The organism is Pseudomonas sp. LBUM1671 (assembly GCF_059695685.1).
In genome coordinates, this window is record NZ_CP166782.1 from 4689016 (window position 1) to 4701301 (window position 12286).

7 protein-coding genes are annotated in these 12286 nt (G+C 59.9%); 1 reads left to right on the plus strand and 6 read right to left on the minus strand.

From position 1 onward, the window contains the following. Positions 1-120 precede the first annotated feature (120 nt). From astD to ACA060_RS21695, 4 genes are all read right to left on the minus strand, one after another. Complete coding sequence (gene astD, locus ACA060_RS21680; protein ID WP_497318330.1) at positions 121-1590, minus strand: succinylglutamate-semialdehyde dehydrogenase; 1470 nt, start codon at positions 1588-1590, stop codon at positions 121-123. Then, positions 1587-2612 (minus strand): arginine N-succinyltransferase, encoded by a 1026-nt coding sequence (gene astA / locus ACA060_RS21685; RefSeq protein ID WP_109634093.1) that lies wholly within the window; start codon positions 2610-2612, stop codon positions 1587-1589. The genes astD and astA overlap by 4 nt, the downstream gene beginning before the upstream one ends. Before the next feature lie 59 nt (positions 2613-2671). Then, a complete protein-coding gene (gene aruF, locus ACA060_RS21690; RefSeq protein WP_403106437.1) occupies positions 2672-3691 on the minus strand; it encodes an arginine/ornithine succinyltransferase subunit alpha in 1020 nt (339 codons plus the stop codon). A gap of 228 nt (positions 3692-3919) precedes the next feature. Continuing rightward, positions 3920-5140, minus strand: coding sequence for an aspartate aminotransferase family protein (locus ACA060_RS21695; RefSeq protein WP_497313089.1), 1221 nt, complete (start codon positions 5138-5140; stop codon positions 3920-3922). A 286-nt stretch (positions 5141-5426) separates the two neighbouring features. Between ACA060_RS21695 and ACA060_RS21700 the strand changes: the two genes are divergently transcribed. After that, positions 5427-10292, plus strand: a complete 4866-nt coding sequence (locus ACA060_RS21700; protein WP_497313091.1) for a dermonecrotic toxin domain-containing protein — start codon at positions 5427-5429, stop codon at positions 10290-10292. 1 nt (position 10293) lies between these two features. On the opposite strand, the gene ACA060_RS21705 is transcribed toward ACA060_RS21700, so the two are convergent. Together ACA060_RS21705 and ACA060_RS21710 are read right to left on the minus strand one after the other, a co-directional pair. Then, a complete protein-coding gene (locus tag ACA060_RS21705; RefSeq protein WP_010457247.1) occupies positions 10294-11274 on the minus strand; it encodes a GlxA family transcriptional regulator in 981 nt (326 codons plus the stop codon). 244 nt (positions 11275-11518) lie between these two features. Beyond that, a complete protein-coding gene (locus ACA060_RS21710; RefSeq protein WP_109634103.1) occupies positions 11519-12283 on the minus strand; it encodes an ABC transporter ATP-binding protein in 765 nt (254 codons plus the stop codon). Between the last annotated feature and the right edge of the window lie 3 nt (positions 12284-12286).

A 12286-nucleotide genomic window follows, 5' to 3' on the forward strand; every position in this document is an offset into this window, starting at 1 on the left:
CTATTCAGTAAGACCGCATCGCGACCATCGCCAGCAGGCTGGCTCCCACAGGTTCGGGGGTGTTCACACATTTTGTGTACGACCCAATCACTGTGGGAGCCAGCCTGCTGGCGATGGGCATCACGCCATTTTCACGCCGGGCGTCAAAGCGGCTGGCAACACCAGGCTCGGCGTTTCCAGCGAGGCCACCGGATACGCGCAATAATCTGCCGCGTAATAGGCGCTGGCGCGGTGGTTGCCCGAGGCGCCGACGCCGCCGAAGGGCGCGCTGCTCGCGGCGCCGGTCAGCTGCTTGTTCCAGTTGACGATGCCGGCACGGCTTTCCAGCCAGAACTGCTGATAGCGCGCCTCGGAATCCGACAGCAAACCCGCCGCCAGACCATATTGGGTATCGTTGGCTTCTGCGATCGCCGCCTCAAAGTCAGCGTAGCGGATCACTTGCAGCAATGGACCGAACAGCTCTTCATCAGGGCGATCGACCACGGCCGTTACGTCCAGGATGCCGGGGGTCAGCAACGCGGCTTGCGCCTGTGGCTGAGTCATTTCCAACAGCGCCACGGCGCCATTGGCCATCAACTGTTCCTGCGCATCCATCAGGGCTTTGGCAGCGCCCAAGGAAATCACCGAGCCCATGAATGGCGCCGGTTGCTTATCGAAGGCTCCGACTTCAATGGTCGAACTGACCTCCACCAGGCGTTCCAGCAACGTATCGCCCCATGCACCTTGCGGTACCAGCAAGCGCCGCGCACAAGTGCAACGCTGGCCGGCAGAGATGAATGCCGACTGAATGATGGTGTAAACGGCAGCATCAAGGTCTGCGACCTGATCAACCACCAGCGGGTTGTTACCGCCCATCTCCAGCGCGAGGATCTTGTCCGGACGACCGGCGAATTGCTGGTGCAGGTGATTGCCGGTACGGCTGGAACCGGTGAAGAACAAGCCGTCGATACCCGGGTTCGCCGCCAGGGCGATACCGGTTTCGCGAGCGCCTTGCAGCAGGTTCAACACGCCCGCTGGCAGGCCCGCTTCAATCCAGCACTTGACCGTCAGCTCGGCGACTTTCGGGGTCAGTTCGCTGGGCTTGAACAGCACGCTGTTACCGGCCAGCAGCGCCGGCACGATGTGACCGTTCGGCAAGTGGCCCGGGAAGTTGTAAGGCCCGAACACCGCGACCACGCCGTGTGGTTTGTGGCGCAGCACGGCGGTGGCGTCGCCCAGCGGGCCGCTCTTCTCGCCGGTACGCTCGCGGTAGCTCTGCACCGAAATCGCGATCTTGTTGACCATGCTGGTCACTTCAGTTGTCGCTTCCCACAATGGCTTACCGGTTTCCTCGCCAATGGCGCGGGCCAGTTCGTCAGCGTGGTTCTTCAGGGCGGCGGCAAAGGCCTCGAGCACAGCAATCCGCTCGTCCAGGGTGCGACGGGCCCAGCCCGGGAACGCCTGACGCGCAGCCTGCACGGCCGACTCGACCTGAGCAACGGTGGCGCCTTCGCCGGTCCACAGCACTTGCTGGGTCACCGGATTCAGCGACTGGAATGCTTCGCCCTGACCGGCCAGCCATTCACCTGCGATGTATAGCGAATTCATTATTTCGACTCCCTGGCAGCAGACAACGGAACGGCGCGCACTTGATCGCCGGCGTTGAGTTGAAGACGTTTGGCGGTCAGCGGATCGACGACCAATGTGCCGGCGGCGAAGCGCGCCGGCGCGGCAGTGATGCGGCAGTCTTCGCGCTTGCGGTTGTGAATCAGGAAAGGGGTAGCGTCGTCACCCGGTGTGCCGATGGCCAACACCAGCGCCTGGCTGTCGCGCACGGCGCGGATCTTGCCGGTTTCGCACTCGACCGCAGGGCCGGCGTCGAAGATGTCGACGTAGCCTTGGTAGCTGAAACCTTCGCTCTTGAGCATGGCCAGCGCCGGCTCGGTGTCCGGGTGAACCTGACCGATGACGTTGCGCGCATCTGGCGACAGGAAGCAGGTGTACAGCGGGAATTTGGGCATCAGTTCGGCGATGAACGCCTTGTTGCCCACGCCGGTCAGGTAATCGGCCTGACTGAATTCCATCTTGAAGAAGTGACGGCCCAGGCTTTCCCAGAATGGCGAGCGCCCGGCTTCGTCGGACATGCCGCGCATTTCGGCAATGATCTTGTTGCCGAACAACTGCGGGAACTCGGCGATGAACAGCATCCGCGCCTTGGCCAGCATGCGGCCATTGAGGCCCGTGCGGTAATCGGCGTGTAGGAACAGCGAGCACAATTCAGAGTTGCCGGTCAGGTCGTTGGCCAGGAACAGCGTCGGGATCTCGCGGTAGATATTCAGCTCTTGCGAGGCGCTGACGGTCAGGCCGACCCGGAAGTTGTACCAGGGCTCACGCAGGCCGACGGCGCCGGCGATAGCGGAAATGCCCACCACGCGGCCGTCATCGTCTTCGAGCACGAACAGGTAGTCCGCATCGCCCCGCCCGGCTTCGCCGCGAAAGGTCTTCTCGGCCCAGCCGACCCGATGGGCCAGACGTTCTTCATTGGCCGGCAAAGTGGTCAGGCCGGTGCCGGTGCTGCGGGCCAGGTCGATCAGAGCGGGTAAATCGCTGCTGCGTACGGGACGAACGATCATGCTATCTCCTCAAACGGGCCGCCAACGCCACCCGCGAAACTTCGCTGCTTTCTAGGCAATCAAACCGCAACCAGGCGCACGCTGGCACCTTCACCGACGCCCAAGGCTTCGGCCGCTTCCAGATCCAGGGTCACGGGTTTGCCCGGCGCGTAATCGAGCTCGAGCAACACGGCGCGGTAATCCTGCAACTGGGCATTGGCCACCAGGTACTGACGACCGGCACCTTTGACCGCCTCGCCGATTTTCACCGGCACCACACGGCTCTGGGCGATCGAACGGATCCCCGAGACACGGGCATGCAACGTCGGGCCACCGTCGAAAATGTCGATGTAGTGATCGGTCTCGAAGCCTTCGCGCATCAGGATGTCGAAAGTGATTTGCGCCCGTGGGTGCACCTGGCCCATCGCTTCTTGTGCGGTGTCCGGCAGCAAAGGCACGTAGATCGGGTAATGCGGCATCAGTTCGGCGAGGAAGGTCCGGCTCTTCAGGCCACACAGGCGCTCGGCTGCTGCGTAGTTGAGGTCGAAGAAGTTGCGACCGATCGCGTCCCAGAACGGCGAATCGCCATTTTCATCGCTGTAACCGACGATCTCGGTCACCACAGAATCGGCAAAACGCTCCGGATGGCTGGCGACAAACAGCAGACGACCACGGGAATTGAGCTCAGCCCACGGCGAACCCACCAGCTCGCGCTGCACGTAGAAACTGGTCAGCAAGCTGTTGCCGGTCAGGTCGTGGCACTGGGAGAGCACGTGGATCTTGTTGTGAATCTTCAGCTCGCGGGAAGCGTGGACGAAGGTTTCATTGCGAAAGCTGTAGAACGGCTCGGAATAACCGGCGGAGGCAACGATGGCCGAGCAGCCGACCAGTTTGCCGGTGGCCGAATCTTCGAGGACGAAGAAGTAGCTCTCTTCACCGTTGAAGCTGACTTCAGCGGAAAACGAGGCTTCGCTCGCGGCGATCTTGTCGCTCAGGCGTTCAACGTCATCCGGCAAGGAAGTGACACCAATCGGGCTGTCCGCAGCCAGACGCTGTACCTCGCCCAGATCAGCCATTTGCGCGGGGCGCATCACCAGCATGGTGTCACTCCTTAATCTCAGAACTTACAGAAGAAAAAATCCCGGGCCATCCCTGAAACAACTCAGAGTCAACTGTGGGAGCTAGCCTGCTAGCGATATCGTCCTGTCAGGCAACAATGATGTTGGCTATCAGGCCCTCATCGCTAGCAGGCTAGCTCCCACACTTTTGATCCAGCCCGAAACAAAAATTTGGATCGACGCCTGAAATGTCAGGCGTCGAAGGGTCTATCAGGCTTGCGTCAACTTGGCCACGGCGCGTTCGAAGCGATCCAGGCCCTGATCGATATCGGCGTCGTCAACCACCAGGCTTGGCGCGAAACGCACCACGTCCGGGCCGGCTTGCAGAATCATCAGACCTTCACGCTCGGCGGCGTTGAAGATGTCTTTGGCCTTGCCTTTCCAGGCATCGCTCAACACACAACCGATCAACAGGCCCATGCCGCGGACCTTGGTGAAGATCGCGTATTTCTCGCCGATCTGCTCCAGGCGAGCCTTGAACTTGTTGTGCTTGGCCTTGACGCCTGCCAGCACTTCAGGGGTGTTGATCACGTCGATCACAGCTTCTGCGACCGCGCATGCCAGCGGGTTGCCACCGTACGTGGTGCCGTGAGTACCGACGACCAGGTGTTTGGCCAGGTCTTCAGTGGTCAGCATCGCCGCGATCGGGAAACCGCCGCCCAGGCTCTTGGCGCTGGTCAGGATGTCCGGGACCACGCCGTAATGCTGGTAGGCGAACAGATGGCCGGTGCGGCCCATGCCGGTCTGCACTTCGTCGAAAATCAGCAGCGCGTTATGCGCGGTGCACAGGTCGCGGGCGCCTTGCAGGTACTCGAGTTCAGCCGGTATGACACCGCTCTCGCCCTGGATCGGTTCCAGGACCACAGCGCAGGTCTTGTCGGAAATGGCGGCTTTCAGCGCGGCCAGATCGTTGTACGCCACGTGGGTGATGCCAGTGATTTTCGGACCGAAGCCATCGGAATACTTCGACTGGCCACCAACGTTCACGGTGAACAGGGTACGGCCGTGGAAGCTGTTGAGCGCGGCGATGATTTCGTACTTCTCGCTGCCGAACCGATCGAAACCGACGCGACGGGCCAGCTTGAAGGCGGCCTCGTTGGCTTCGGCGCCGGAGTTGCAGAAGAACGCACGCTCGGCAAAGGTGGCGTTGATCAGCTTATGCGCCAGGCGCAGCGCCGGCTCATTGGTGAACACGTTGGACACGTGCCACAGCTTGTTCGCCTGCTCGGTCAAGGCACCGACCAGCGCCGGGTGCGCATGGCCCAATACGTTAACGGCGATCCCGCCGGCGAAGTCGATCAGCTCGCGGCCAGACTGGTCCCAGACACGGGAACCGGCACCACGCACAGGGATGAATGCGGCAGGCGCATAGTTGGGAACCATTACCTGGTCGAAATCGGCGCGTTCTACCGCAGCGTGCTCAACGGACATCGGAGTCTCCTGATGAGGAACACTCGCCGGAAACTGGCGAGCTTGGTGAGGATTGTAAGGACAGTTTTCAGCCCGGCCTTGCCGCCAAGCGACAACTTCTTATAGCGCAAACCCCGGTTTTTCCCGGGTTTACGGCAATGCGACATATAGGGTCGCAAAGGCGCAGTTTAAACCGCCGGCACAGGTTATAGGCAGGCTTGTCGAGCGGTGCGGTAAATATGTACCGCACGAAACCCATCATCGTCTGTTTTGCTGGCGGCTCATCCAAACGCTAAGGGAATAGCGCATGAGTCAACACGAAAACGATCGCCCTTCTGATTCCGCTGCCAGTGAATACGTCACGCAGCCGGACGATCATTACCATCACCTGTTCAACAATCTGCCGGCCTGGGTATTAGAAGCATCAGTAGAAACGCGGAGCGCCCTCAAGAACACCTCGCTTGCCACTCCCACATGGCATGGCACCGCGACGCCCCTGCAACATCAGTCGCTGAAAAAGATCAGCCAGGAACACTGGACTCATCGAAATCGCCTGGACTCAACACTGTCAAAGCTTCAAAGCGCACGAGCCTTTGCCGAGCCCCTTCTACAAGCAGCCCTGAAAACCCGGTTTGATCTGGAACTGGATGTCAAAACCACCTTCCTGCGCCTGTACATCCCGCAAACCGTGCCCTGGCTGGGGATCAAGACGGGCGCCGCGCGCACCTGGACCGTATCGCTGCTCGACGCCGCCCTGCACAACTTTCAGGAATCGGAAACGACGGCTGATGCCTACGAGTCCGCCTCGACATTCATCACCAAACCTTCGCCCACCGGGCAGTTCGACACGCTGCCGGCGGTCAAGCAAAAGCTTGGCGTCGCGGCTTTTGCGCGGCTGTGCCGGGAACTGGACATCGGTGCCCGGTACAACACGTATCTCAAGGACAATCTGGGGCTGACCAACCCGGTGGCCGGCGCGGTGTTGAAAACGAAGGTGATCAGCTCGCAAAAAGCGGCCCTCAAAGCCGCGCTGCAAATGGCGCATATCCGCAAGGATATTCCAGAGGATGCCTATCTCTCGATCCTGCGCCTTCTGGAAGGGCGTTCGGGGGCGCAACTGGGTGGCCAATCCCTGTACGGTCATGACCTGACCATAATGTCCTCCGCGCTGACCGGGATTGTCATTTTCGCCGCGAGCCTGGAGCGTGCACGCAAGGGAACACGGATCATTGCCTACATTCCCGACGATCCGGAACATCCGCTCAAGGAATATCCGAACACCCTGGCGTTCATGACCGAGCTGACCCGCAAGCTGCGCGCCCCGGATTACCAGACGTTCTTCAGCCGCTTCGTCGAGCATAAAGAAAGGGGCCATTTTTTCACTGATCTGAACCGTCGTCTCCAGCGTGTCACCTGGCATCAACACAAGCGTGGCGAGCCACTGCCGAGCTGGCGCGCAACGGCCATCGACAGGCCCGATCTGCGGTTCTCGATGACGCCGTTCAGCGCAAACCTGTGGAATCATCTTTATCAGCGACAACTGAACAAGATCCTCAACGACGCCAGCACGCTTGCTGTCTCGACCGCCTCTGCCGACCGAAACGCGCGATGGGCATTGTGGGATGGCTTCAGCAAAGTGGCTTCAACGCTCCTTGAAATCGCATCGTTCGTGGCATTGCCGTTCGTCCCGTTTCTCGGCGAATTGATGCTCGGTTATATGGCCTACCAGTTACTCGACGACACCTTCGAAGGCATCGTAGACCTGGCCGAAGGGTTGAAAACCGAAGCGTTCGGGCATCTGATCGCCTTCGTCGAGACCGTGGTTCAGGTGGGGACATTCGTGGTGGGCGGCGCAATCGCTGCCGGTACCTTCAGCCGTCTGCTCTCGCGTGAAGCTGTCGCGCTGGTCGACCCACTCAAGCCCGTCGCAACGTCAAACGGAAAAACCCGTTACTGGAAGCCGGACCTGACCGCGTACGAGCAAGCAAAGACGCTGCCCGCCGGCGCAAAACCGGATCAACTTGGTCTTTATCACCTCGAGGGCAAGAAGCTGCTGCCTTTGGAGGGAAAACTGTATTCCGTGAAACCCGATGCCACTTTGGGCGCGTTTCAGATTGAGCATCCAACCCGGGCCGATGCGTATCAGCCATCGCTGCTGCACAACCATCACGGGGCCTGGCACACCGAGTTGGAGCAACCACTGAACTGGGATCGGGAAACGGTCATGCGCCGTCTCGGCCAAAGCGTCGAGTCGTTCAGCAGCGCCGAGCGCGAACAGATCCTGCGGGTCAGCGGTTTCCACGACAATGCCCTGCGCGAAATGCATGTCGAACACTATCGACCGCCGTCGCTGCTGACCGACACGATCAAGCGCTTCAGGATCAACCGGGACATTGAAACCTTTATCGAGCAGATCGGCAGCGATCAACCCGAGCGCTATCGAAACGCCGATGTGCCCCTGCAGCATCAATTGCTGAGCGGCTACGACGCGTGGCCCGTCGACACGCCAATGCCGACACCGCAAGCCCAAACGCCGGCCTTCAGGCAACAGAGCGCCGAACTCGCCCGCAAGTACCGCAAAGCACTGTTCGATTTGCGCTATCGCGCACTGGAAAAAACCGATGAACCACGCGTCCAGCGACTGATCGACGACGTGCAGGGGTTACCCTCCGATATCGCCCAGGAACTGGTGAGCAATGCCTCCGGCACCGAATTAAAGCAGCTGCACAACGGCCGCACGCCCCAACGGCTCAAGGACGCGGCACTCAAAGCCATGGAAGCGGTGCGCGCGACCCGAGCCTGTGAAGGCTTTTATTCCGACACGCTGGACACCACCGACACCCACCGACTGATCTTGCAGAGCCTGAACTCGCTGCCCGATTTACCAGCCGAGTTGCGTATCGAAGTGAGGGATTACACTGCCGAGGGCACCGTGCGCGACAGCATTGGCCAGCCCGATGCACCCACTCACAAAACACTGGTTCGCGCTGAAGACGGGACATACCAGGTTCACCCAGACGACGATTCGACGCCTGGTGATTTTTATCACGCCCTGTTCCAGGCGCTCCCGGATGTGCAACGCAACAAGCTGAACCCGTCGATCGCAGACGCCCGGGCACTTAAACAGCGCATCGCCGAACACGCGCTGGAACAACCGGCATTACGCACACTGTTCGCAAAAAACCCTAATCGAAAACCGTTCTACGACCCCACTACCATGCGTCTGCCCGGTGGCACGCAGGGCTACAGCCGAATGAACCGCGAGACCCCCACCCTCGACAACCGTGTTCGCGAGGTTTACCCCGACCTGCCTCAGGAGGAAATGCAGTCCGTTGTTCAGGCATTGCAGCTTCACCCCGATGGCGCCCGTGTAGAACTTTCACGCTTGAACAGGGAATTGGTCCGACTGCATCAGGAGCTGCGCACCTGGGCGGATGACGCCCCCACTGCTCATCCTGAAACCGGACGCCCGCTCACTGAACTGGATCAACAAGCGCAGAGAAACAATCGCCGATTGCTGGCTCAGGAAATCCAGCGCAGCTGGCGGCGACAGTCCGACCGGGACTTCGACACACCGGACGGGGTTAGCCAATATGTGCTCAGGTTTGCAGAGCCGATCATCGGTGACTTGCCGTCATTGAGTGCCGATTTCAGCCATGTCTCTTTACTGTCCCTGGAAGGCAATCATGCCGCGCAAGGTATTCACGGTTTTCTACAGGGTTTCAGCGGGCTGCGCCGTCTGGAATTGCGCCGCTTCTCGCTGGCCACCCTCCCCGACGCCATCAGCCGAATGCCAGACCTGCACGCCTTGGTGTTAAGCGATTGCGGTATCAGGGTCGACGCGGCCACTTGGGCGAAACTGATGGCATTGAACAAACTGGCCATGCTGGACCTGTACAAAAATCCGTTTGAAACCCTGCCCCATTTCGACACGATGAGCGAACTGGTGCACGTGGACCTGAGTGACACTCACCTGAGCGAAATCCCGCCCGGCGCCCTGCAACAGCCAAAGCTCGACACCCTTTTGCTGATGAACAACCGAATCGGCGAGTTACCTGCCGAGTTATTCGAGGCATCGCTGCACGACAAACGGGGCATACACCTCACGCACAATCCGCTTTCAAACAGAGCACTCGAACTGATCAAGCGTCACCATTTTGATACCGCCTACGACATGGGTGTTTATGCCCCAGAGTCGGACATTGATCGCGTCAGGGCGCTGTACCCGAGCATGGAAGTCGAACAGGCGAGCGAGTTTGTGTACGAATTGCCGGGAACACTTGAGGAGGGCCGGACCGCGCTGACACATCTGGAAGAAGAGTTGACCCAATTGAGAAATGACTTGTCGACCTGGACCAGCAACCTTCCAGACCAGCACCCCCTGACGGGCGAGCCCTTCAACGCCTTCCAACTGTTTATCGAGCACGCCAACCGCGACGAATTCAAGCAGGCGCTGGAGCGCTGCTGGCAGCGTGAATCGGAACTGGATGACTTCAACGATGCGCTGGAGCCCACTTACGAGCTCACCATCCGACCGGTCATCAATGGAGAACTGCCGGCCCTGAGTGCAGACTTCAGTCATGTATCCGCACTGGAGATACAGAGCACCAGTGGCGTGACGCGCATCGGGCGCTTCCTGGACGCCTTCCCTAACCTCAAAAGCCTGAGGCTGCGCGAGTGTGAACTCGGCAACATTCCCGACGCGGTATTCAAGATGGGGCGCCTGCGCTCACTGTCGCTTCCCAATTGCCGTGTCAGCCTGTCAGCAGAAACGGCCAATGCATTGGCGGGAATGGAATTGCTGGATTACCTCGACCTCGGTTTCAACCCGCTGGGGCGTACGCCTGATCTTAGTCAAATGCCAGAACTGGCGACCGTGTTGCTCAATGACACCGGCCTCACGGAAATACCCGACGGCCTGCTTCAACTGACGGACCTGGACTGGGCTGACCTGAGCATGAACGGGATTACCGAAGTGCCCAGCGACCTGATGGAGTTGCCGGTTGAAACTGCAGAAAACATCACGTTGAGAGGCAACACGTTTTCCGAGGAAAGCCTGGTACGGCTGATCAGTTACTTCGAACAGACAGGCACAGACTTTGGCGTAGAAGAGGTCATCAACCGAGGTGAAATGCAGGTTTCCACCTCAGAGGGGTCCGAAATCGACGAGTAGATCAGCCGCGCTCGGACGGCACCGACGACAACTCGAATGGACTGCTGCTGCGCCGCTGGTTGCGATCTTCCCGCGGCGTGGCGCCGAAGAAGTTGCGGTAGGCACTGGAGAAATGCGGCCCTGAAGAGAAGCCACACGACAGGCCGATCTGGATGATCGACTTGCTGGTTTGCATCAACATCTGCCGGGCCTTGTTCAGGCGCAGCTCCAGGTAATACTGGCTCGGCACACGGTTGAGGTATTGCTTGAAGATCCGCTCCAGCTGCCGACGGGACACGCACACGTGCTGGGCGATTTCGTCGGTGGTCAGGGGCTCTTCGATGTTCGCTTCCATCAGCAACACCGCCTGGGTGAGCTTCGGATGGCTGGAGCCCAAGCGGTTTTGCAATGGAATGCGCTGGCGCTCGCCGCCTTCACGGATGCGCTCGACCACCAGTTCTTCGGAAACGGCGCCGGCCAGTTCAGCGCCATGATCACGGGCCAGCACCGCCAGCAACAGATCGAGTACCGACAAACCGCCACACGCGGTCAGTCGATCGCGATCCCAATCGAACAGATGGCTGGTGGCAATGACTTTGGGGAAACGTTCGGCGAAATCGTCCTGCCAGCGCCAATGCACGGCAGCGCGATAACCGTCGAGCAAACCCAGTTGCGCCAACGGGTAGACACCGGCAGACAAACCGCCGATCACACAACCGGCGCGCACCAGTTGTTTCAGCGAACTGCTGAGCGCCGGCGCGAGGGTAGTCGGCGGCTCATCGGCGAGCAGAAACAGTTTCTGAAAGTTTTCGAGCTTGCCGGCCCACGGCTCACCCGGCAATTGCCAGGCGCCTTCGGTCGGCGGTTCGGCCTGCAAGAACGACAGTTCGTAGACCACGTCCGGATGCACACGCTGGGCAACACGCAAGGCCTCCTCAGCCAGCGCAAGCGTCAGTGCTTTAGTGCTGGGCCAAATCAGGAAACCAATTCGATGGGCAGTCATGGCGGGCAATCCGAAACGAAAACAGTGATGAAGGCATGGGCCAATGCTAGCCCGTAAATGAACGCAAATCTCAAAACCGATGGAGATCAACTGTGGGAGCTGGCCTGCCAGCGATGGCGGCGTGTCTGTGCCAGAGATGCAAACTGGCCCACCGCTATCGCTGGCAGGCCAGCTCCCACAGGGATCGGGGCCAGCCTTTAGGTTGCGAAGCATGCACTATCCCGGTGCGCAACGGGAGTTCGCTTTACTTCAGGCTGCCCGAGAGAAATTGTTGCAGACGTTCGGACTGTGGATTGACCAGCACTTCACGCGGATTGCCGCTTTCTTCAACGACGCCTTTGTGCAGGAACACCAACTGGTTCGACACTTCACGGGCGAAGCCCATTTCGTGAGTCACCACCACCATGGTCCGGCCTTCCAGCGCCAGGGCCTGCATGACTTTCAATACGTCGCCGACCAGTTCCGGGTCGAGTGCCGAGGTCGGTTCGTCGAACAGCATCACTTCAGGTTCCATCGCCAGCGCACGGGCAATCGCTACGCGCTGCTGCTCGCCGCCGGACATGTGGCCCGGGTAAGCATCTTTGCGGTGGGCCACGCCAACCTTGTTCAGGTAGTGCTCGGCTTTCTCGCGAGCTTCGGCCTTGGACATGCCCAGTACGTGGACCGGCGCTTCCATGATGTTTTCCAGCGCGGTCATGTGCGACCACAGGTTGAAATGCTGGAACACCATCGACAGGCGCGAACGCATGCGTTGAAGCTGTTTCGGGTCGGCCGCTTTCATCGCGCCGTCCTTGTTCGCCACCAGTTTCAGCTCTTCGTTGTTGAGCAGAATACGGCCCGCGTGCGGCTGCTCGAGCAGGTTGATGCAGCGCAGGAACGTACTTTTGCCGGAGCCACTGGAGCCGATGATGCTGATCACATCGCCAGCCGCCGCTTTCAGGGACACGCCCTTGAGCACTTCGTGACTGCCATAGCGTTTATGCAGGTCTTGGACTTCAAGTTTGTACATGCG